This window comes from Alicyclobacillus sp. CIJ1, assembly GCF_057538885.1.
In genome coordinates this window covers 14,449-35,828 of sequence record NZ_BAAJPH010000125.1, presented here as the reverse complement: position 1 = coordinate 35,828, position 21,380 = coordinate 14,449, and the positions used below count along the sequence as shown (strand labels likewise).

At 62.7% G+C, this 21,380-nt stretch carries 19 protein-coding genes, 1 pseudogene and 1 riboswitch; of the genes and pseudogenes, 4 read left to right on the top strand and 16 right to left on the bottom strand.

Annotation, left to right across the window (positions count from 1 at the left end; translation table 11 throughout):
* Positions 1 to 98 precede the first annotated feature (98 nt).
* Entirely contained in the window at positions 99 to 839 is a 741-nt protein-coding gene (locus tag AC27E8_RS11535) for a hypothetical protein (RefSeq protein ID WP_487098918.1), read from the top strand.
* A 21-nt stretch (positions 840 to 860) separates the two neighbouring features.
* Here AC27E8_RS11535 and crcB read toward each other — a convergent pair whose 3' ends face one another.
* From crcB to AC27E8_RS11500, 7 genes are all read right to left on the bottom strand, one after another.
* Positions 861 to 1,232 carry a fluoride efflux transporter CrcB gene (gene crcB / locus AC27E8_RS11530; protein WP_487098917.1) on the bottom strand — a complete coding sequence of 124 codons (372 nt, stop codon included), beginning with the start codon at positions 1,230 to 1,232 and terminating at the stop codon, positions 861 to 863.
* On the bottom strand, positions 1,229 to 1,645 hold the full coding sequence (locus AC27E8_RS11525) for a fluoride efflux transporter FluC (RefSeq protein WP_487098916.1): 417 nt from the start codon (positions 1,643 to 1,645) through the stop codon (positions 1,229 to 1,231). The genes crcB and AC27E8_RS11525 overlap by 4 nt, the downstream gene beginning before the upstream one ends.
* Positions 1,646 to 1,715: 70 nt before the next feature.
* Positions 1,716 to 1,778: riboswitch (Fluoride riboswitch) on the bottom strand.
* A 42-nt stretch (positions 1,779 to 1,820) separates the two neighbouring features.
* On the bottom strand, positions 1,821 to 2,606 hold the full coding sequence (locus AC27E8_RS11520) for a 3-hydroxybutyrate dehydrogenase (protein WP_487098915.1): 786 nt from the start codon (positions 2,604 to 2,606) through the stop codon (positions 1,821 to 1,823).
* Between the two features lie 5 nt (positions 2,607 to 2,611).
* The gene (locus AC27E8_RS11515; protein WP_487098935.1) at positions 2,612 to 3,841 is read right to left on the bottom strand and encodes a 3-hydroxybutyrate oligomer hydrolase family protein; all 1,230 of its coding nucleotides are present in this window, start codon (positions 3,839 to 3,841) and stop codon (positions 2,612 to 2,614) included.
* 149 nt (positions 3,842 to 3,990) lie between these two features.
* On the bottom strand, positions 3,991 to 5,232 hold the full coding sequence (locus AC27E8_RS11510; protein WP_487098914.1) for an MFS transporter: 1,242 nt from the start codon (positions 5,230 to 5,232) through the stop codon (positions 3,991 to 3,993).
* Between the two features lie 94 nt (positions 5,233 to 5,326).
* Positions 5,327 to 6,055: an MBL fold metallo-hydrolase gene (locus AC27E8_RS11505; RefSeq protein ID WP_487098913.1), complete on the bottom strand. Its 729-nt coding sequence runs from the start codon at positions 6,053 to 6,055 to the stop codon at positions 5,327 to 5,329.
* Positions 6,056 to 6,127: 72 nt separating this feature from the next.
* Positions 6,128 to 6,787 (bottom strand): ArsR/SmtB family transcription factor, encoded by a 660-nt coding sequence (locus AC27E8_RS11500; RefSeq protein WP_487098912.1) that lies wholly within the window; start codon positions 6,785 to 6,787, stop codon positions 6,128 to 6,130.
* Between the two features lie 245 nt (positions 6,788 to 7,032).
* Between AC27E8_RS11500 and AC27E8_RS11495 the strand changes: the two genes are divergently transcribed.
* On the top strand, positions 7,033 to 7,386 hold the full coding sequence (locus AC27E8_RS11495) for a DUF5684 domain-containing protein (RefSeq protein WP_487098911.1): 354 nt from the start codon (positions 7,033 to 7,035) through the stop codon (positions 7,384 to 7,386).
* 171 nt (positions 7,387 to 7,557) lie between these two features.
* Here the strand turns inward: AC27E8_RS11495 and AC27E8_RS11490 are convergent, their stop codons facing one another.
* The 3 genes from AC27E8_RS11490 to AC27E8_RS11480 all read right to left on the bottom strand — a co-directional run bounded on the left by AC27E8_RS11490 (position 7,558) and on the right by AC27E8_RS11480 (position 11,227).
* Positions 7,558 to 8,817: an MFS transporter gene (locus tag AC27E8_RS11490; protein WP_487098910.1), complete on the bottom strand. Its 1,260-nt coding sequence runs from the start codon at positions 8,815 to 8,817 to the stop codon at positions 7,558 to 7,560.
* 45 nt (positions 8,818 to 8,862) lie between these two features.
* Positions 8,863 to 10,485: a putative bifunctional diguanylate cyclase/phosphodiesterase gene (locus AC27E8_RS11485; protein WP_487098909.1), complete on the bottom strand. Its 1,623-nt coding sequence runs from the start codon at positions 10,483 to 10,485 to the stop codon at positions 8,863 to 8,865.
* Between the two features lie 148 nt (positions 10,486 to 10,633).
* Positions 10,634 to 11,227: a biotin transporter BioY gene (locus AC27E8_RS11480; RefSeq protein ID WP_487098908.1), complete on the bottom strand. Its 594-nt coding sequence runs from the start codon at positions 11,225 to 11,227 to the stop codon at positions 10,634 to 10,636.
* A gap of 107 nt (positions 11,228 to 11,334) precedes the next feature.
* On the opposite strand from AC27E8_RS11480, the gene AC27E8_RS11475 reads away from it, so the two are divergent.
* Entirely contained in the window at positions 11,335 to 12,282 is a 948-nt protein-coding gene (locus AC27E8_RS11475) for an ABC transporter ATP-binding protein (RefSeq protein WP_487098907.1), read from the top strand.
* Complete coding sequence (locus AC27E8_RS11470; protein WP_487098906.1) at positions 12,212 to 13,888, top strand: ATP-binding cassette domain-containing protein; 1,677 nt, start codon at positions 12,212 to 12,214, stop codon at positions 13,886 to 13,888. The genes AC27E8_RS11475 and AC27E8_RS11470 overlap by 71 nt, the downstream gene beginning before the upstream one ends.
* 60 nt (positions 13,889 to 13,948) lie before the next feature.
* On the opposite strand, the gene AC27E8_RS11465 is transcribed toward AC27E8_RS11470, so the two are convergent.
* The 6 genes and pseudogenes from AC27E8_RS11465 to ptsP form a co-directional block, all read right to left on the bottom strand.
* A complete protein-coding gene (locus AC27E8_RS11465; RefSeq protein ID WP_487098905.1) occupies positions 13,949 to 15,589 on the bottom strand; it encodes a hypothetical protein in 1,641 nt (546 codons plus the stop codon).
* Positions 15,586 to 16,140: a hypothetical protein gene (locus AC27E8_RS11460; RefSeq protein ID WP_487098904.1), complete on the bottom strand. Its 555-nt coding sequence runs from the start codon at positions 16,138 to 16,140 to the stop codon at positions 15,586 to 15,588. Before AC27E8_RS11460 ends, AC27E8_RS11465 begins: the two co-directional genes overlap by 4 nt.
* A gap of 163 nt (positions 16,141 to 16,303) precedes the next feature.
* Positions 16,304 to 17,782: pseudogene (locus AC27E8_RS11455) on the bottom strand (amidase).
* A 146-nt stretch (positions 17,783 to 17,928) separates the two neighbouring features.
* Entirely contained in the window at positions 17,929 to 18,762 is an 834-nt protein-coding gene (locus AC27E8_RS11450; RefSeq protein WP_487098903.1) for an anti-sigma factor, read from the bottom strand.
* Entirely contained in the window at positions 18,755 to 19,330 is a 576-nt protein-coding gene (locus tag AC27E8_RS11445; RefSeq protein WP_206886087.1) for an RNA polymerase sigma factor, read from the bottom strand. Before AC27E8_RS11445 ends, AC27E8_RS11450 begins: the two co-directional genes overlap by 8 nt.
* A gap of 333 nt (positions 19,331 to 19,663) precedes the next feature.
* Positions 19,664 to 21,370 carry a phosphoenolpyruvate--protein phosphotransferase gene (ptsP, locus tag AC27E8_RS11440; protein WP_487098902.1) on the bottom strand — a complete coding sequence of 569 codons (1,707 nt, stop codon included), beginning with the start codon at positions 21,368 to 21,370 and terminating at the stop codon, positions 19,664 to 19,666.
* Between the last annotated feature and the right edge of the window lie 10 nt (positions 21,371 to 21,380).

The window sequence follows — 21,380 nt, the reverse complement described above, 5'->3', positions numbered from 1 at the left end:
GAGATCAACATTTTGATTTTTAGGGATTGACAGACGAATTGCACCCAGCTATGATCCTCTCATATTTTATCTCTTTTTCCTCTATGAGGGGTGATTTCGTGTTAACGGCGCGTTTTAGGGCCCTCGCGACAGGCGCAACTGTGCTTCTGTGCGGTGCGTTCCTCGCGGTTTGGGAGGCGCCGCGCGTCTACTCCAAACCAACGCCCGTCCCCGTGCCATCCTCGGGGAACGTGGTCCAACAGTGGTGGCAAGAACAGCATTCGTCCGCTTCCACACTTGAAAAGGTACTCTACACGTCCGAGTTGTACGTTGAGATGCCGCTTGTCAATCAGTATACGCGACAGCTCACGTTGCCCGACTTTTTGATGGTACAAGGCACGCCGTCGCAGAAGTATGCAGACGGAAGGATGACAGTCTTTTACGTCTCGTGGAAGTCATGGGGAGATGCCTGGATTCACGATTTCCACTACTACCCCACCATCTTGCGTTGCACCCTGTGGCGCCACAAAGCCACGGTCTCCATTTTGCCTGCGGCAACCGAACATATGACCGCCAACCCGGCGGTTCTCGCCAACTTCCCGGGCGTCGTTCATAGGTTGACGCTGCAACAGGATGCGACGGGCGCCTGGAAGGTGGCGGACGACGATTATACCGACGAATTCAAGCAAGACGTTGGTTCCAACGTCGATTGGAAGAAGCTCATCGAATCCCTGCCGGGCGAGATCGCGCGCGAAAAGTCACAGGCCGTTACCCAACCGCCTCCACGTTCCGGCCTCCCGAACGTCACGGGCTCGCCCGGTGGACCGTCCAACGAGGCCATGAACGCGTCTTCGCGCTGACTCGCGCCGCGATACGGCCAGTCAAGCGGCGCGAGGCATCCACGCGTCCACCACGGCGGCAATGGCGAGTCCCAGGATCACGGACGACGCCACGTACGCGATGGCCAAGCCGCGACTCACTCTCCACAGCGCCACGGTTTCCGTGGAGAAGCTCGAGAACGTGGTGAATCCGCCGCAAAAGCCCGCGCCGAGAAAGATGAAAAGGTGCGGGTCTTCGTGCGCGAGGCGCGCCGTGAAGAGCGCCAGGCACAACGTGCCCACCATATTGATGATCCACGTTCCCCATGGAAACGGCGTTTTGTTCACCTTGCCAATCCACTGACCCACGAGATACCGAAGCACCGCCCCGATGGCCGATCCGCCCGTGGTCAACCAAAGCACGGCGTCGTTCACAGCGAGACCTCCTCTTCCGCGTCCCACTCCTCTTCGGGTGTTGCCTGCGCAGGCACAACTTTCGTTCCGAGCCATGCGCACAGGGGCCCCAGAATGGCGGTCAGCACCACGTACAGCGCGCCTTGCCACGGGGCCATCCGCAGCGCCTCCCACGCGCCGACGGCAAACGTGGAAAACGTCGTATATCCGCCCATGACGCCCGGGCCGAGGCCCGCCACCAGCCAATGGGGAAGCGCGTGCCGCACGGCCAGTTGCTGAATGAGGCCGAGCAAGAAAGCGCCCGTCAGGTTGATGACAAAGATGCCGAGCGGGAACAGGTGCACCTGACCCACAGCGACGTCGACGAGATCGCGCAGTCCCCCGCCCACAGCGCCGCCGATCAACACGGCGGCAATCTTTTTCCATTCGTCCAAACCCTTCTCCCCCTTCTCTCCGCATGAAAATGGCTCCTGCCACGCGCAGACGCATCCAGGAAAGCGTCCGTGCATCGCAGGAGCCATCAGCCCGTCGCGGGCGGTTCCGGTGAGCTCCATCACCGCATCGGTTCTACCGCCATCTTAACCGACGGAGCCACCCAAGACAAATCCCCTACTGCGCCACGTATCCCCCGTCGATCACGACGGCCTGGCCCGTGACGGAGGCGGCGAGATCGGACGCCAGGAACACGGCGTAGTGCGCCACCTCCTCGGGCGCGAGCAACCGCTTCTGCGGCACGAGCGGATAAATCACGTCCTCCAGCACCTGCTCCACGGGGACGTTGCGCGTGCGGGCGAGATCGGCCAGTTGGTTGCGGACGAGCGGCGTGTCCACATAGCCGGGACAGAGCGCGTTCACCGTCACGCCGTGCTCGGCCGCCTCGAGCGCCGCCACCTTCGTCAGGCCGATGAGCCCGTGTTTGGCCGCGTTGTACGCCGCCTTGCCGGCAAACCCGATGAGGCCGTTGACCGAGGCCATGTTGAGAATCCGCCCATACCCGCGGGCCTTCATCCCGGGCAGCGCCCGCTTGATGCTGAGGAACGGCCCCGTGAGCATGAGGTCCACCATCTTGCGAAAGACGTCGGACGGGAACTCCTCGATGGGCGCCACATGCTGCATGCCGGCGTTGTTGACGACGATGTCCACGCGGCCATACTGCGCTTCCGCCTGCGTGAACAGCCGGTCGATCTCGCCCTCGTCCGAGGCGTCCGCCGCAATGGCCGTCACCTCCAGTCCGCGCTGCCGCAGGGCCTGTGCCTGCGCTTCGGCCGCATCCTGGCGCAGGTCTGACAACACCACGCTCGCCCCCGCTTCGGCCATGGCCGTGGCGACGGCGAGCCCAATCCCACTCGCGGCGCCGGTGACGACGGCGACACGCCCTTGCAAAGAAATCTCCATCTTCATCACGCCTCCAAATTGGTGTCTGCGTACAGTTCCGCGCCTGCTGCGAGAACGTCAACCGTGCGGTACAGGCCGCCTGGCGGCGGCTCCTCTCCGCGCTCCACCCACCGCTCGAGGCGCGTCAATGCCGCTTCAAAATACGGAAACACCGGCTGCTCGTCGCCGCGATCGAGCCGCAAGAGCCCGTCCACGTGATTGCCGCGGTCGATCTCGTACAGCCGGTGCAGGTGCGCGCAGCCCGATGCGGCGACCTTCTCGGCGTACGCCGCCTGATGATGGGCAAAGGGCAAGAGGCAGTCCCAATTTCCCGCCACCGTGAGCACGGGCACGCCAATCCGGCCGGTGTTGGCGATGGGGCGGATGCGGGACGCGACGCGCGAAGCCCGCTCTTCGGCTGGATAGGCCGCAAGGTCGGACGGATCGCCCAGCCAGTCGTTCGACCAAGGGAGCGCGAAGGTTGGCCAGTCGGGATCCAGATTGCGGCCGTAGAGCCAGAGCGTGACGAGCCAGTACATCTGGTGATAGATGGCCCAGTGGCGCTCGGCACCGCCCGGCAGCCCGAGTTCCACAAGGCCATCCCGCAGCCGATTTCGCTCGGCACCGTCAGCGCGCGCGTACGCGGCGAACCCGGCGATCCATGCCGGAAGCGTTTTCAAAAGGTGCTGTCCTTCTGGATCCCAGTGCACGCCCTCCCAGTCGACGGCGCCGTCGATCTCGTCCGAATGCCGCTCGGCCAGGATGCGCGCCACGTAGCCGCCGTTCGATACGCCGAGCACGTAGGTGCGAAGCGGCACCTGCGCGAAACGCAGGGCGAGCACGCGCTTGGCCACCTCGATGAGGTGGACGTAAGCATACTCCCACTCCGCCATGGAACGGGCGGGATCGCGCAGAGTTAGGCCGGGCGTCGCCTTGTCGCAGGCGGCATAGGCGTAGCCCCTTTGCAACACGATGTCCGAGACGAGGTGATCCAGGGCGAATTCCGACCGGACAGCGGGCGTGGCACCGATGACGAGCTTGCCGTTCCAGTCGCGCGGCACGCGGATGAGCGCCTGCGCGCGGCCCAGCGCGCCGTGCCACTGGTACCCGGGCACCGGGTGAACGATGCGCGGCGGCCGATACACAAGCGCCTGCGCGTCTTCGTGTGCGCCCTGCCCTCTCGTGGTGAGATCCTCCAGCCTTTCGAGGCCCTGGGCGACGCGCTCCGCGTCCTGGGCTGCAAGCGGTGATTCCATGCCCACGCCGCTCCCTCCTCCGCCCTCGCTGTTCACCACGATCCTTTCGAGCTTTCTCCCGACGATCCTGCTGATCATCTGTTCGACAGATTTCACGCACCGCATGAACCCTTCCTGAGTAGGACACTTGAACCGCTCCACACGGTATGTCATTCGGTACGTAAGGTTTCCCTCATGAGAATCATCACGACGATCCCGGACAAGAACACCACAATGGACAGCAATGCAAAGGTACTCCGGATCCCCAACAGGTCTGCGCCAAACCCTAGCAAAATTCCACCCACCGCGTATCCCCCGTCGCGCCACATGCGATAAACCCCCAACGCCGCACCGCGCCAGGATGGATGCGAGGCATCACCAACCGCTGACAGCAGCACCGGATAGACCAACGCAGTGCCGACGCCCATGAGCACGGCCATCGTGACCCAGGCGGCAAATGACTGAGTGACGAGTACGAGGGCAGTGCCGGCTGCATTGACCAATTGCCCGAGTACAATCGGGAATTTCCGCCCGATTCGATCACTAAAAGCTCCTGACCCGAGTTGCAAGACACTCCACGTAAATGTATAAATGCCGCTGACCAGTCCAATCTGGGCATCCGTCATATGGGCCTTCGCCATCTCGACCGGTACCAGGCCCCAAATCGCCGTATCGCTGAGCTTATTCACGAGTCCAGCCTGACTCAACGCGAACAATGTCTTGTCCTGGAAACTCACCAATCTCCATACCTTGCCGAGAGACAGCGTTTCACTCGATTCCTTGGGCTGCGGATGAGCCTGCAACTCAAGCCTTGCGAACGGCAACGTTTCTCGGATGATCACAAGAGCCATCATCAGGCCAAGGACCGCGATCGCCTCAGAGAGGAGAAAGGGCACCGGTCGTGGGCCGTAAGTCGAGGCTAGGAATCCCGCGACGATGCTAATCAGAGATACCCCGATATATCCTGCAAACTCATTCACGCCGAGGGCCAATCCTCTGCGCTTAGGTCCGACCAGGTCGATCTTACTGGTGACGGTCATGGACCACGCGAACCCTTGGTTCGCTCCGAGAAGAAGATTCCCCAGAACCACCCAAGTCCATGACGGCGCAGAAATGACCAACAGCGGCACCGGAATTGCGAACAGCCAACCAAAAATCAGGACCGGCTTTCTCCCCCACCGGTCACCCAGTTGACCAGCGACGAGATTCAAGGGGCCTTTGACGAGACCAAATGACGTAATAAAGGAAAGGAGTACGGCCAATGAAGCCAGGTGAAACGTTCGTTGGCCGAGAATCGGAACCACGGTTCGTTCGATGCCGAGCATGGCGCCCACAAACGCATTGTTGATTGCGAGTAAAGTAAATTGGCCAATGTTAGGGCGTAAGCCCAGTTGCAACTGTCGTGTCGACATCGTGTATCCCCCGATTCAGGCAAGTACGGAATGAGGGCGTGTTCGATACACGCCCCCGCTTGCGACAACAAGCCACATTTCGTTTGCGGCTCGTTCATTCACCGGCGTTGATACGGCGAATTTTCTCGTGATCCCGAGGAACAGGTGGCACATCCTTTGTCATGAAGGCGATAAACTCGGACTTCGATCTAGGCTTCAGCGCTTGGTTAAACTTTCGTTCATAGCCTATGGTCGAGCTCGGCTTGCCAGAGAGATAGCGTCCGCAGACAGAGCCAGAATACGCTCCAGGATAGACCTCGACGGTATCCTCCAGGGTGAGCAGTTTGTTGAACAGGCTGTCATATAGGGCACTAGCGCCTTCTTCCAAACTTGTGGCCAGCTCCGTTCGCCCGACATCACCAATCATCAACGTGTGACCCGTAACCACAAACCATGGTTCTTCACTGCGCCGTAGATCCGACACGAGAAGTGAGATGTGTTCAGGCGTGTGACCGGGTGTGTGAAGGACTTGAACCTTGGTATTGCCGGCGAGTAAAACATCTCCATCCTCGACAGTTTCGAACGAATACGCAACATCTGCCGAACGATGCAACACGTATTGGGCGCCTGTCCGCTTTGCTAACTCGCGCCCACCTGACACGTGATCGGCGTGAATGTGTGTATCGAACACATAACGAATGTTTACGCCAAGGCGCTGAGCCTCGCGGATGTACCACTCGACGTCATCCACGGGATCGACGACAATCCCCTCGCTCTTGCTACCGCAGCCGAACAGATACGAAATGGCAATCGGATCTTCATGGAGATACTGCCGAAAGATCATGCTGATCTCCTCCCATCTGGCTTCCACCAAAGTGTCACAGACCTCACGCATTGCGTGCCTCACAACATTCGTTCAGGTCGCATGAGCGAGACGATTCCACTCGCGAACGCCCTCATCGAGCCGAACCACGTCGAAACCGTGGCGCCGGAGAAGCTGTACGGCCTCTGGTGCGTACAAACAGTAGTGACCGCGGCAATACACCACGATTCGCTTGTCGCGAGGCAACTCGGATATCTTCGATTCCAGTTCATCGATGGGGATCGACAACGCTCCGGGAATATGGTCGTATTCGTATTCATCCCTGGGACGCACGTCGACCACCACCACATCGGGACCGCCAATGAGCGACATCAATTCGCCCATGTCCATGACATCCTGCGCCTCGAGCGAAGCCGTCCATTCGTCGCGTAGCCGGACAATATCGGAATAGAGCCACTCCCCAACCCGCTGAAATTGCAAGATGAGATCTTCAACTTTCGAATCGGATAACTGGTAGATCGACAGATTGCCCCTCTTCTCAAACTTCACCAGCCGACATTCGAGCAGCGTCTGCAGATGCTGTGAGACGTTGGCCACGCTTTGCTGGGTTTCGCGAGCCAATCTCTCCACAGACTTCGGCCCGTTGGACAACAAGTCCAACAGTTCAACCCGCAACGGACTGGACAAGGCCTTTCCCAGGCGAGCCAGTTCAGCGTACACAGCGGTTTTGAAAGGACGGGAATTGATCGCCACGACCTTATCACCACCTTTCAATTGATCAATTGAATACTAGTCGAATCTCATCACTTCGTCAAGCATGTCGATCTCACTCCCCTGTGTTTATCACGCGGCCGCACCAAGTCACCTGGGCGCGACCTTCAGTGTCATTCCATCGAAGATCCACCCCCCTAGGCAAGGAGATGGAAATTTCATAAGATGAGAGCGCGCGCATAAGTTGACTTTTGAGGCCGTTGCAGCCGACGGAGGGAGGTGATGAAGTGCTCGTCCTGGTGTACCTCATTGACATCGCACTTTATATTCTTACATCCATCGCCCTTTATCGACTCGCCAAGAAGGCGGGACTCGCGCGCATCGCCTGGTTCGCCTGGGTACCTGTCCTGAACATCGTCCTGCAGCTCAAGATGATTCACAAAAGCGCATGGTGGATCTTGATTTTGCTCGTGCCCATCGTCAACGTGATCTTCTTCATCATCTGGCAGGTGAAGTTGTGCCGCGCGTTTGGGCACAGCGGCGCGAACGTGTGGTGGATACTCATCCCTTTCGTGTACAACATCATCTGGATTGTGTGGGGATTTGAAAAGGAGACTCAGTACGTGGGGTTCTGGGCGTAATGGCTTCACAGGCCCGCCTGATGCGCGTTCATCAGGCGGGCCTCTCCATGGACGCCTGGCGAATGGTGCTCATTGCGGACTTCTCGCCCAGCGGATCGACCGCATGATAGGCTCGCAAGCTTCCTCCCATCGAGCCTCGTCCAGGCTCGAACGCCAATATGCAAAACAGAGTTACCGCGGACTGGCATCCCCTGACGGATCGGAAGACATCTCACGCAACGCCAACTGCCCTCTCATGCGGAGCAGGAACGGCAAACCTCCGAAGGAAAACAGGAAAACGAGCGCGCCGCTGAAGAGAAGTCCTGCGGCCACCGAGTGGTCCGCAAAGTAACCAACAACGGGGTTCAGAATCAAAGTCAACAGGGTGCCGACCGCAGTCAGAACGGATAAAGCGGTCGCCCGGACCTCCGAGGGCACAAGTGAATTCGTGAGGCTGTTCAACAGGGGCGACCGCAGTGATTCGCCCATGTTGAGAATCAAAATGGCGACGACAATCCATGCCAGGTGATTCGTCCACGCCATGCACGCAAAAGCAGCGGACATCGCCAGGGTGCTGGCGACAACGGGGCCCATGAAGCCAAATTGCTGGTTTACGCGGCCAACCAAGAGCGAAATCGCCATCGCGGCGAGCGATCCGGCCGCCATCACCCAGCCGAAGTCATGCACTGGCAACCCTGCCCTGACGAAGAGCGGCTGATTCAGATAGTTGAAACCGTTGAACACCACCCACACCGCGGGGCCAGCAAAGGCCAACAGCAGTAATCGCGGGTTTGACACAATGAAGTTCCATGTGGAGACCAACGCGCTCCGCTGGTTCGTGGCACCTTGAGCGCTCTCTTGTCCCTGATTCTCCCGAATCCGCTGGGCCGGCAGGAGCAGTACGAGGAGGAGCCCTGCCGCATTGGCTGCAGCCGTCGCGTAGACCGCCAGCACGTAGCTGTGCATCGCCAGCCAACTGCCCAACGGAAAGCTCAGCACGGTGGCGCATTGTTCCGCAGCGTTAAGCCGGGCGTACACCCGGGTCGCATGTTCCTGCCCATTGAACGCTTTGCACAGATCGTATACATACGCCGATTCAACGCCTGACAGGATGGCGATACCCACACCGCTCAGCGCATAGCTGACCGCAAACATCCAGAATGGACGCGCCCAGGCAAAGACCAGCACGGACAGCACCGCGGCTGCATGTCCGACGACCAACATCCATTTTCGATCATATCTATCCGCCCACGCGCTCGAAGGAATGTCCACAAGGAAAAGAACGAGGGCCAAGACGGACTCCAATGTGAAGATTTCTGTGTAATCAAGCCCTCGCGACACCATGAAGAGCGAGGCAACGACGCCATATAAAACGACGCTCGAGAAGAATTTCTGCACCACCAGAAGGGCCACATATCGCTTCAACGCGCCTGGGTATGCCAAATCCGCCAACGCCCGATCCCCCCGTCTCATCGGCGCACCTTTCGCCCATCTCCGCTAAAGCGGATCTGTATGTCCCGCCGCCACCTCCTGCAGGGCCGACGCGGTCACAGGCCGACCGTAGCGAAAGCCCTGCAGCCTGTTCACGCCTATCGCCCGCAGGAGCGCCTCCTGCTCCGCGGTCTCCACACCTTCGGCTGTGACTTCGAGCCCCAGTTCCCCCGCGAGCGCCATCACGGCGCGAATCAGCCGCTCATAGTACTCATTTGTGTACAGGCGCGCCACGTAACTCCGGTCGATTTTGATCCGGGTCACCTGAAACCGCCGCAGATACGCGAGCGACGCGTACCCCGTGCCAAAGTCGTCGAGCGCGATGCGAAAGCCGCGCTGACACAGCGACCGGACCAAATCCTCCGCCGCGTGCTCCATCAGCGACTGCTCCGTCAGCTCGATCTCGACGTCTTCCGGCTTCACGCCGTACTCTGCGACAGCGCGCGAGAGGTCGTCGACGAGATCGCCGTACAATTGGCAGTCCTGCGCGGAGATGTTCAAAGAGATGGTGAGCGACAGCCCGCTCTCCCGCCACGCCGCGAGGCTTGCGATGGCCTCCTCCATCATGCGCCGCGTGATGGCCGGCATCAGCCTCGCTTCCTCCGCAACCGGGAGAAACTCGCCCGGCGACAATTCGCCGAACTCCTTGTGCCGCCAGCGCACGAGCGCCTCCGCGGACACCAGCTCGCCCGACTTCGCGTCCACGACGGGCTGGTACACCACGTACAACTCGCCCCGTGCAATGGCGCGAGGCAATTCGTTCCGCAGGCGATCCGCCCGCGACATGGCCGCCGCAATGGACTCCCGATAGAAGCAGACCTGGTGCCGCCCTCGCCGCTTCGCGCGCTGCACCGCGAGCTCCGCCTTGCGCAGCAACACGTCCGGGGTGGTGCCGTCTTCGGGAAAGAAGGCGATCCCGACACACGCGCCGAGATCGAAACGATGCGCCCACGCATCCACTTCGCGGCACGAAGCCATGAGCCGATTCGCCACGGCGAGGACATCGAGCTCCGGACCTGCGTGCGCCATGAGAAGGGCGAACTCGTCCCCGCCCAGGCGGGCCAAAACGTCCGCGCTGCGCTTTTCGGCCTGCCATCCCCGAGCCACGGCGCGCAGCACGTCGTCGCCCGCGCGATAGCCGAACGCGGCGTTCAGCGCTTCGAAACGGTCGAGATCGAGGTACAAAAGCGCGAGGCGATCCGCGTCTCGCTCCGCTGCCCGCACCGCGTATTCGAAGTAGTCCATGAAGTAGGCGCGATTGAGGACTCCGGTGAGCGCATCGTGGCTCGACTCGTGCGCGAGGCGCCTGCGCAAGTCACGCTTTTGGCGCAGATCGAGAAACAGTTGGCGGTACGCAAAGGCGGAGAAAGCGAGGAGGAGTGCGGTGCCGATCCCTGCAATCCAAAGCGTCACATAAAGCGGACGCGAGGCCATCGCGCGGAGAATGGGCAGGCTGTCCACCCCGATGGCTCGTTCCCAATGCGCCAACGTGCGCACCCCGCCCGCAGCATCGTACACAATGGCCGCCACCATGGCCAGCACCACCACCTGCATGCTGACCACGTACGCCAGCAGCCGATACTCGGTCGCCAACGGCTTCAGCAAGAGCCACTTGAGCCACGCCCGCATCGATTTCGGCCCCCCGTGCGGAGCATGCGTATCGATGTAGTTCGTGCTTCTAAATGCAAAATCCTTCTCTTCGCAAAAAGCGCGACGAAGGCCCGCCGCCTCAGACAAGGCGCGGGCCTTCTCGACATGCATCGAGCCCACTTGGGTCTCAGGACTCCGCGGCACTCGATTCCGCGGCGTACCGCTCGCCGCGGAGGATGCGCTCCGTCGGATACACGCGGCGCACTCGCGCCACAATGACGGCGGCCAGCACGCTCTTGACGAAGTCGCCGGGCAAAAACGGCCACACGCCGCCTGCCAGCGCGGAGCCCCACGGATGCAGCGACGGCACCACGTGCCGCAGCCACAGCACGCCCGGGATGTAACAGACGAGATCGCCCAGCACGAACAGGATGGCGATGAGTTTGACGATCTCGCCGCGCGATCCGGGCCGCACCCGCGAGATGGCGAGCCCCGCGAAGAGCGCGCAGAACGGCCAGCCCCAGATGTAGCCGGCCGTCGGGCCGAGCATGAGGCTGGGACCGGCGTGACCGCCGATGAGCGGAAGGCCGATGAGATCCAGTACAATGAGGAGCACGAAGGTCAGCGCGCCGTACCACGGCCCGAGCAAGCCGGCGCACACCTGCACCACGAGCGTCTCGAGCGTGATGGGCACGGAGCCGACCGGAATCTGAACCAGGCTCAGCACGGCGAAGATGGCGATGAAGAGCGCACAGAAGATGAGACCGCGAACTTTGGCCATGAAACTTGATCACTCCTCCGAATCCATGTGATATTGTTAACCTACGAGTGGATTATAGTTGACAATAGGAGCAAAAGACAACCTCGAATGCGAGCGGAGGGCGCCTCATGTTGAATTCACCTTCGAACGTGTCCACGCGGCCCAAAGACGCGGCCCAGATGCGACCTCCCGCGCTCGCGTGGCGGGGGCTGTCCGTCTCGCCCCCTGGGGCTTCGAAGCCGGTTTTGCGCGACGTGTCCGGTGAAATCGCCCGCGGGCGCATCGTGGCGTTCGTGGGCCCAAACGGCGCAGGTAAGACCACGTTTTTTCGAGCTCTGGTCGGATTGGCGCGGTTTCAGGGCGAGATCGACGTGCATGGTCGGCCCTGGCGCGAAGCGAGGTGGCGCGTGCAGATGGGCTTTCAGCCGCCCGCGGCGAGCTTTGTCGGGCAGACGGTGGAAGAGGAACTCGCGGTCGCCATCGCCGCGCGCGCCGCGCACCTGGGCCATCCGGCACGGGACCGGCGCGCGCTTCAAAGCGAGATTCACGAGTGGCTGCAAACCGTCGGACTCCGGGTGCAGCCGGATCGCCCGGTCGACGCGCTTTCGGGCGGTGAGATGGCGAAACTCGCAGTGGCAGGCGCACTCGCGTCCGGCGCCGACGTGCTCCTGATGGACGAGACGCAGGCGGAGCTCGATCCCGACGCGCGCGCCTCCATGCGCGCCGTGTTCCGGCGGCTCGCGCAGACCGGGCGAACCGTGCTCCTCGTCACGCACGACATGGACGACGTGCTCGCGGCGGACGCCGTCGTGGTGGTGAAGGACGGCGCCATGCGCGAGCCCATGTCGCCCCGCGCCTTCTTTTACGGACGCGACGGCCAAGCCCCCTGTGACGATCTCGGCTTTGCGGCGCCCTACCTCGTTCAAGCCGCGCGCCGGATCCGGGAAGCGACCGGGGCGGACTTCGCGCCGCTCACAGAAGACGAGTTTGTGGAGGGATGGCGGCGTGCTGTTGCAGGTGAAATCGGCGACTCTCGCGCGCGGAAAGGTGCCGATTCTGTCGAACATCTCGTTTGAAGCGTCGGCCGGCGAGTGGATTGTGCTCGTGGGGCGAAACGGCTCGGGCAAGTCGACGCTGCTCGACGCGCTGGCTGGCGTGTCGCAGCCCGTGGCGGGCGAGATCGGCTACCGCCCGTCTGCGGGAGCCACGGACGTGCGGCGAACGTACCTCCCGCAAGCGCCGGAGCGGCTGCTCATTGCCACTTCCGCGGCGGACGAGTTCGCAGCAAGCCTGCGGATGCCAAGCACCGACGTCCGGCGCGGATGGGGCGAATGGGTGGTGCCGCGGCTCGCCCCCTTCGGCCTCGGCCATCTGCAGCCGGACGATCTTCCGTCCCGCATGTCGACCGGCATGCAGCGCAAGTTTGTCTACGCCATGGCGCTCGCGCGGCCTGGCGAGGTGCTCCTTTGCGACGAACCGACGAGCGGGCTCGACGCACCGTCGCGGGCCGAACTGCTCGCCGAGATCGCGCGATTTGTGCAACAAGGCGGCCTTGCCATCACGGCCCTGCACGATCTCGACGAGGCGCTGTTTTCTGCCACCCGCGTACTGGCACTCGCCCGCGGCCGCCTCGTCTTCGACGGGACGCCGCAGGCATTCGCGGAATCCGCGGCGTCCTTGGAGCGAGACGGCGTCCCCCTTCCGCCGTCGGTGCGGCTTGCGCTGGCCATCGCGTCCGCGGGCGGGCCAAAGCCTGGCCTCTGTCGCCCGGAAGATCTCGCCGCCCGCCTCCTGGCGTCACCCGCTGTGCAGGATGGAGCGAGGTGCTCCGAAGAGGCGTTGAGCCAGGAAGCCGGGCCCGTGCCCGCGGCTGCGGGCGCCTCGAGCGAGTTGGCGTCCGCCGCCATGGACACGCCGCCACCGGAGGCCAGCGCTGAGAGCCGTGTGGGCGCCTTTCACCCAGCCCTGCGCTGGCTGTCGCTGACCGCGATCACCATCGCCATTGCGCTCGTGCACCGGCCGGCAGGCGATCTCGTCGCCGTGCTGGCCACGCTCGCACTGCTCGCCGCCCTGCGCGCGCCGCTGCGCACGAGCCTGCGCCTGACGTGGACCTGGGTGAGCTTTGCCGCCCTAGCGTGCGCCGTGAGCGGCCTGCAGCTGGGACCGCCCTTCCATGCGCGCTGGGCCTTTCATGCCGCCACGGCGAAGCACACGTTGCTTGAAGTGGTGCCGTATTGGTGCTTCTTGCAGATGGGCCAGCTGGCGCTCGCGCGATTTTCGTCGCTCCAATTTGCGGCGCTCGTCGACGGCGCCCTTTCTCGCGTCGTGCCGCGCCGGCAGCGGCTTTTGGCCAGTTGGTTCGGCGCGCTTGTCACCCGGTTCATCCCCGCTGTCGAAGTCATTTACCGGGAACAGTGGTATGCCTACCGGGTCCGCCTGCAAAACACCGGCCGTCTCCTTAGCACCTCGCGGGCGCTCATGGACGTGGCGAACGTCATTGCGCCGTATGTCATCCGCATGCTCCGCTTCGGTGAAACGACGGCGGATGCCATGGAGGCGCGCCGGCTGTTTGAAGTTCCGCCTCCCTCCGCCCTGCTGCCCGAGTGGCGGGTGCGCGGAAGAGACCTCGCCGTGATGGCGATGGCGCTCGTCAGCATCGCGCTCCTCGTCTGGACACACTGAAGCCCGGCGAATCGCATCGCCGGGCTTCCTCTTAGGCGTCTGGAGTTGCGCTTGCGGTCCTCACATCGAGGTCATGATGTTGAGCGTCGAGCCGCCCCACGTGTACTTCAGGCCGAGATCGTTCAGGATCTTGGCGACGTCCGACATCGCCATGAACGTGGTGGGCTTGTGCGAATACGGATCCACGAGGACTGTGCCGTTCGCCATGCCGACCGCGTGGCCGTTGATATCGAGCGTGATGTACCCACCGCTGAACTTCGAATTCCAGTTGTACGATCCGCTCGTCTGGATCATCCACTCGTGCCCGTTCCAGCTGTTGTGAATGTTCAACTTGTCGAGCACCTGCATCACGTACCAGATGGGTACGTACTGCTCGCTCTGGTTCGTGGCCGGGTTCACGCCCCAGACGCCAAGCGGCATCTTCCACGCCTGGCCGTTCACCTCCAGCGAGATGCCGGTCCAGGTCCAAGTGTCAATCGCGCTCTCGAACTTGACCGGGTACTGCTGGACAATGCCGGCTGCCAGGGAGTCGCCGGTCATGAACATGTGATTGTAGGACATGGCGAACTCGGTCGCGGAATCCGCATAGTCCTTGTTCACGTAGTCGTTGAAGGTCGCAAGCAACTCATCGATGTGCGTCTCGAGGCCGTCCTCCACCGCCTGGACGTTGAGATTCGGGTTCTCGCTGCCCAAGAACTCCGCAAAATGGACTTTGTAGTCCTCAAGGGCATTGAGCGCCTGCTGGCGACCGCTCGCGTCGTTTTTGGCCGTCGCGACAACGTAGTTCACGAAGTCATTGATGTGATCCGCCCAGAACTGCTTATATTCCGCTCCTGCCTGCGCGCCGTACACCGAGCCATACGCGCTCGACAGCTGATCCGTGTTTTGGCCGAGGACGTTGGCCAGGGCTTGGAAATCTCCCGCACCGCTGTATCCAGCCTCCATGGCGAGGTTGGCGAGATCGGCGTGCAGGGCCAGAAGCTGATCCAGGGTCACGCGCAGATTCGCCGCAGCGGTATCCGGAGAGGCTGTCCCGAACTTCTGCGGGAACTGCTTCACGATGGCGCCTGCGAGCGCGTCACCCACCATGAACATGTGGTTGTACGCCTGCACGAGCTCCTGAGCCATGTCGTTGTAGTCCTTGTTCACATAGTCGGTGAACGCGGTCAAGAGCTCCTGGACGTGCTGGCGAAGGCCGTCCTGCACCGCCTGCTCGTTCAAGTACGGGTTGGCAGACGCCAGGAATTTGGCGAAGTTCACCTCGTACTGCTGTAGAGCGTTGAGTGCGGCTTGCTGACCAGCCGGATCGTTCTTGACCGTGGCCACGACGTAGTTGACGAAATCCTGAATGTGCGCGCTCCACATTGACTTGAATTCCTGACCTGCCTGCGGTCCATAAACGGACGCGATGGCGTTCGACAGGGCGTCGGTGTTCTGGCTCAAGAGCGACACCCAGTTGTTATAATCCGGCGCGTTGTCGTAGCCGGCCTCCATCGCCTCAATGGCCAGCACGGCGTGCTGCGCGAGCAGGTTGTCGAGATTGACCCGCAGGTTGATGGCCGCGTTGGCCGTTACCGGCGACGGCTTCACCGGCCACATATTGGACGTTGTCCCCGCCATCGCGACGCTCGACATGCTCCCCAGCGCGATCATGGAAGCGGCAGAAGCTCCGAGCCACTTAGCCTTGTTTCTCATCTTCATTTCGACATCCCTCCATGGGTTCTGTGAAATCTTTCACTCGTGTCTACGGATGAAAGAGAAGGTTGGATCACTTCTTCATTCGATTTTTCTCGAAGAAGCGCTATCATGGTTCCGATTTGAATCCAGAAGAGAACAAAATCAACGGGAATACCCTCATCGTAGGGGTCCGACGGATTGAGGAAGTAGCTGCCTCCCTGAAAGAAGAAGAAGTTCATCACCATGAAACTGGCGACGGCGAGCGTGACAACCGCGATGGCCTTTTGAACCGGCGACAGCCGGCGAAACCAAGCGATGGCGCCAAGCGCGAGCAGGAGCACGCCACTCGCACACTCGCCAACCATCACGAGCCACCCGAACAGTTGCGCGTGGGGGACGAACACGTGGGACAAGAGCGACGCGTAGAACCCATACGGCAGGCCGTGCTCCGCGGCCGCGAGTTGACCGGCCAGCCCCTGCGCGAAGTTGTGAGCGAGCACCTTGTCGAGTCCAGAGATGAGCCATTCATATCCGACGAGCAGCAGCACAAACGCTTGGTACCGGTGGGAGCGCATCAGCCGCCCTCCTTTCTGTGACACTCGCCTAGGGATACGAAGGGGGGCGGCTCATGGATCACACGACCGACGAAATGGGCGGCGCATCGAGAAGCGCCGCCCAAACCTTGGACGGCGCGCTCGAGTTCATGTGAGGTGTTTTGGAGAGGGCAAACGTGGATATCTACACATCCTGCGATGGAGGGCGGCGATCTTCGCGAACGAGGGGGTTCTGCTTCACATCCACCCAGAGGTTCGTCTGCTCCAACACAGCGGCGAATTGAAGGAGCAAATCTTCTCGACCTCGCGCAGCCAGGACCTGGACGCCGAGCGGAACGCCCGTCGCAGACCTGTACAGTGGCAGCGACATCGCCGGCTGACCGGTCAAATTGGCGAGTTGGGTGAACGGCGTTCGCATGAGGCTTGTCTCCACGAGCTTATTCACGAGGCCCGCCCGCGCGAGAAGCCGTGCAATCCCCCAACGGTGCGACTAGCGGGCGATCTGCTCTTCGCTCCATCGAAGCGACAGCTCGCCGATGCGCGCGGGTGGCATGGCCGTCGTCGGCGTGAGGTAGACGTCGTACGTTTCATGGAACGTTTCCATCTGCGCAGCCGCCTCGTCCCATGCTCGCAGACGCGCGACAAAGTCGGCCGCAGAGACGAATCGCCCCATCGCTCCCAGGAGCCAGGTGGCGGGTTCCACGTCACGCGGCCGGGGTTTGCGCCCCAAGATGCTGCGGAGAGATTGGAGCTGAGCCCCCACCTCGCCGAAATACATCCAGATGTAGCTCTGGGCCAGCTGCCGGCCGTCGACCGGCGCCGTTCGCTCTTCGACCTCATGGCCGAGCGACTCAAGGAACCTCGCCACGCGGACCACCGCCTCGGCGCACGCCGGGTCAACCTTCGTGCCAAGCGGAGACTCCGTGGTAAACGCGATGCGCAGTCGCTTCGGCAACGGGCGGTGGATCACGTCAAGGTATCGTTCGGCCGATCTCGGCGCCATGAACGCCGCCGCCTTCTCCTCCATCACGTGACAGTCCAAGGCGGCCGCGCTGTCACGTACGCTCCGCGTCAACACGTGATTGACCGACGCACCGAGCCAATGGCGCCCGAGCTTGGGCCCCACAGGCGTCCGGCCGCGCGTCGGCTTCAGCCCAAACAGGCCGCAATAGGCCGCGGGGATGCGAATGGAGCCCCCGCCGTCGCTCGCCCCTGCCAACGGCACCATGCCCGCGGCAACCGCGGCAGCCGAACCGCCGCTTGATCCGCCCGGCGTCACCTGCAAGTCCCAAGGGTTGCGCGTCGGCCCGTAGTGCCTTGGCTCCGTGACGGCCATGAGCGCAAATTCCGGCACATTGGTGATACCTAGGAAGATGGCTCCGGCGCGTTTGAGCTGCCGAACAAAGTGGGAGTCTTCGCTGGCGATGTGCGACGCGTACGCCTTGGAGCCAAACGTCATCGGCTCGCCTTGGATCTCCTGGTGCACGTCCTTCGCGAGCACCGGCACGCCAGCCAGCGGCGCGTCGAGGGGCACGTTCTCGGCCTCGGCGAGCGCCTTCTCATAGCGCTTGTGAATGACGGCGTTCAGTTTTGGGTTCAGCGCTTCAATGCGCTCAATGGCCGCCTGAACGAGCTCCCGCGGGTGGACCTGTCTCGTCCGCACCAGCTCCGCGAGGCCGAGCGCATCGCGATCCGTCAAGAGGCTCGACACCCCAATCGCCCCACTTCCTCTGGACCGCTTCAGGGTGATGCGTTCGATGCGCCCGCAACAAACTCCTGCCTCGACGCTTGCCTCTCACCGGCTTGCCATCAGGTGGAGAGCTGTGCCTTGAACACCATCGTGCCTAGCGGCCGCACGTCAATCGCCTTTGGCTCCAGCGTCACCGCCACGACATTCACCGGTTCGTTCGGCATCAGTGAGGCAAACACGGCGTTCCCCTGCGCGTCCGGGACAAACACGCCGGCGGACTGCGGCGGCTGACCGTTGTGAATCACCCAGACCTGGTAGACCTGCGATCCGACCGGTCGCTTCAAACCGTGAAAGCGGATGAGCATCTCTTTACCCTGAGGCGATTCGATAACCCACATCTGCGCGCTGCCCATCCCTGCCGTCGGCGCGAGTTGAACCTGGGTCTTCACCTCGCCAATCGTCTGGTACGGGGCGACGCGATGCAGGGACCACCCGAGCCCTGCCGCGACAAGCACCAGCGCGGCCCAGGGCGCCATCCACCACGTCCGAATCCGGCGCCGCTCGCGCCGCGACGACCAAGCCTCAACCGTCGATTTCGAATCCGAAGCCGGTTTGAACACAGAGGGGGGTTCCACGGCACGCCGGTCGTCGGTCGCGCGGTCACGCGGCGCTGGGCCCTCTTTCGAAGCCCGTGGCGATGCAGATGCGCCGTTCGCATCGCTTTCCGCGCCTACCTCTGCGAAGACTGCGGTCAAGACGCGCTGACGCAACTCGGGCGGCGGCGACACCTCGTCGAAGTCGTACAGCATGGCGTCGGCGATGGGCTTCATCTCGGCAAGTTCGGCCTGGCAGTCGGGGCAAGTGGCCAGATGTTCCTCGAACGAGCGCCGTTCAGCTTCGTCGAGCCCTCCGAGGACGTAGAGCGCACACAGTTCGCACACCTTGTCAGCCACGGCCCTCCACCTCCCATCCGACGCTCTGCAATTCTTCGCGCAGCTTCTGCATCGCCAGCCGAGCGCGGCTCTTCACCGTCCCGAGCGACCAACCGAATCGTTCGGCGATCTCGTTTTGCGTATACCCCTGGAAGTACATCCACTCGACAACCTGCCGCTGCTCCTCCGGGAGCTTGGCAAGGGCCTCCCGGATGCGGGATCGCAGGTCGCTCTGCTCCGCCACGCGATCCGGCGTGGGCCCGTGATCCGGCAAGATGGGAAACACATCTTCGCCCGACTCGTGCTGTTGGCGCCGCTCGCGGCGGTGGAGATCAATGGCGGATCGGCGCGCGATGGTCAAAAGCCAGGTGGAGACCTTGCCCAGCGCGGGATTGTAGGCATGCGCCTGACGCCACACCTTGACAAACACGTCCTGCACAATCTCTTCGGCGTGCGAGACGTTGCCCGTCACGCGGTAGGCGAAGCTGTACACGAGGCGCGCAAATCGGTCGTAAAACGCCTCGAGCGCATCGCGCTGCCCGCGCGCGATGGCGGCAAGCAGCATGTCGTCGGACAGCTCACCGTTCATGTCCACTCTCCTCAAACGGACGATGGAGTTGGTTGTGCTGTCACGTATGATAGTGGAAGCCGCCGCACGGGACAAGCTGGAGGCCATGGCTTGCCGCTCCTCAAAGACCGACGTCGCGTTTCATGGATTCATACGCAGCGAAGCCCATGTGGGATCAGTGGGAAGTGCGGGTGATGAAGCGGGAATGGGGCGTTCACACTCATTAGGAAGATACGAGCGAACGTAGCGAATGCGCGCCAGGCTCGAATGGGCAAGCGACACCCTTCTGCAAAAATCCCACGGGGCGATGCACCCCGCGGGATTTTTATGGTCGATCGCGTCGACTCCAGAGGCTCAGGCTTCCAGCAGTTTCAACACATCCGCCTCGGTATCGGCCTCGAGCGCCCGGGCCGCCAAAGCCTTCGCGTCCTCGTAGCGCGTGTTGCGCACGACGTCACGCACCTTGAGGATGGAGCCCGCGCTCATGCTGAATTCGTCCAGCCCCAGGCCGAGGAGAATCTTGGTCGCGCGCGGATCCCCCGCCAGCTCACCGCACATGCCGACCCACTTGCCCTCGGCGTGCGCCCCGTCAATGACCATCTTCACCAACCGCAACACGCTCGGGTTGAGCGGCTGGTACAAGTGGGAAATCCGCTCGTTCAGTCGATCGCACGCCAGCGTGTACTGGACGAGATCGTTCGTGCCGATGGAGAAGAAGTCGACTTCCCTCGCCAGGCGATCCGCCATGACGGCCGCCGCCGGAATCTCGATCATGATGCCCACTTCGATGTCCTCGTCGAACGGCACGCCCTTTTCGCGCAGCGCCTGCTTCGCCGCCTCGAGTTCGCGCTTGGCCGCCCGCACCTCCTCCACCGTCGCGATCATCGGGAACATCACGCGCAGCTTGCCGTAGTGCGACGCGCGCAGGATGGCGCGAAGCTGCGCCGCAAACAGTTCCCTTTGATCCAGGCAGACGCGGATGGCCCGATACCCGAGGAACGGGTTGTCCTCGTGCGGCAGGCCGAGATACGGGATGCCCTTGTCACCGCCGACGTCGAGCGTGCGCACGATGACCGGGCGTCCCTGCATCGCTTCCGCCACTTCCTTGTAGGCCGCGAACTGCTCCTCCTCCGTGGGTGCGGTCTCGCGGTTCATGTATAGGAATTCGGAGCGGAAAAGCCCGATGCCTTCCCCGCCCTGGGCCAACACCTGCGCCACTTCGGCGGGCGTGCCGATGTTCCCGGCGATCTCGACCCTGCGCCCGTCCGGCGTGACGGATTCGGCGTCCCGCAGCGCGGCCAGCCTGGCGCGCTCCCCCTGCTGCCGCTCCACTTGCGCCGAGAAGCGCGCCAACTCCTCCTCATTCGGCTCCACAACGACGAGTCCCTCGCTCCCGTCGACGGCGAGCACCTGCCCAGAGGCCACGTGCGCCGTGATGTCGCCGAGCCCCACCACCGCTGGGATGCCGAGCGATCTCGCCATGATGGCGGTGTGCGACGTGCGCCCGCCGATGTCCGTCACAAACGCGCGCACAAACGCGGGATCCAGTTGGACCGTGTCGGAAGGGGCGAGATCACGCGCCACCAGAACGACGGGCTCCGCGAGATCCGCGAGGCTCGCCCCGCCACCGCCCTGGAGATGGCGGAGCAGGCGGCTGCCCACGTCGCGGACGTCCGCCGCGCGCTGGCGCATGTACTCATCGTCGAGCGCGTCAAACAGGCCCACCAAGGTGTCGATCACGCTCTTCACCGCCCACTCGGCGTTGACGCGCTCCGCCTCAATGGCTTGGCGAATCTGCCCCGTGAGTTCCGGATCGTCGAGCATCTGCGCGTGCGCGACAAACAGCTGCGCCTCCGCCTCGCCCAACTTGTCCAAGGCTGTCTGGCGCAACGCCGCGAGTTCCTCTTTCGCGGCGGCGATGGCCCGCTCGACGCGCGCCCACTCGGCCTGAGGATCTGCAATCTCCACGCGCTCGACGGACGGCTCACTCGGGGCGATGAGCCACGCTTTCGCCACCGCTACCCCGTCCGACGCGGCCACGCCGCGATACACCGTGCCCATCTTGGTCACC

Excerpts from the sequence above, each read along its gene's own strand:
- AC27E8_RS11520 (WP_487098915.1), bottom strand. The coding sequence starts at position 2,606 with ATGGAGATTTCTTTGCAAGGGCGTGTCGCCGTCGTCACCGGCGCCGCG.
- AC27E8_RS11515 (WP_487098935.1), bottom strand. The coding sequence starts at position 3,841 with ATGGAATCACCGCTTGCAGCCCAGGACGCGGAGCGCGTCGCCCAGGGC.
- AC27E8_RS11510 (WP_487098914.1), bottom strand. The coding sequence starts at position 5,232 with ATGTCGACACGACAGTTGCAACTGGGCTTACGCCCTAACATTGGCCAA.
- AC27E8_RS11505 (WP_487098913.1), bottom strand. The coding sequence starts at position 6,055 with ATGATCTTTCGGCAGTATCTCCATGAAGATCCGATTGCCATTTCGTAT.
- AC27E8_RS11485 (WP_487098909.1), bottom strand. The coding sequence starts at position 10,485 with ATGCGGGCGTGGCTCAAGTGGCTCTTGCTGAAGCCGTTGGCGACCGAG.
- AC27E8_RS11480 (WP_487098908.1), bottom strand. The coding sequence starts at position 11,227 with ATGGCCAAAGTTCGCGGTCTCATCTTCTGTGCGCTCTTCATCGCCATC.
- AC27E8_RS11475 (WP_487098907.1), top strand. The coding sequence starts at position 11,335 with ATGTTGAATTCACCTTCGAACGTGTCCACGCGGCCCAAAGACGCGGCC.
- AC27E8_RS11465 (WP_487098905.1), bottom strand. The coding sequence starts at position 15,589 with ATGAAGATGAGAAACAAGGCTAAGTGGCTCGGAGCTTCTGCCGCTTCC.
- AC27E8_RS11460 (WP_487098904.1), bottom strand. The coding sequence starts at position 16,140 with ATGCGCTCCCACCGGTACCAAGCGTTTGTGCTGCTGCTCGTCGGATAT.
- AC27E8_RS11445 (WP_206886087.1), bottom strand. The coding sequence starts at position 19,330 with ATGAACGGTGAGCTGTCCGACGACATGCTGCTTGCCGCCATCGCGCGC.
- ptsP (WP_487098902.1), bottom strand. The coding sequence starts at position 21,370 with ATGGGCACGGTGTATCGCGGCGTGGCCGCGTCGGACGGGGTAGCGGTG.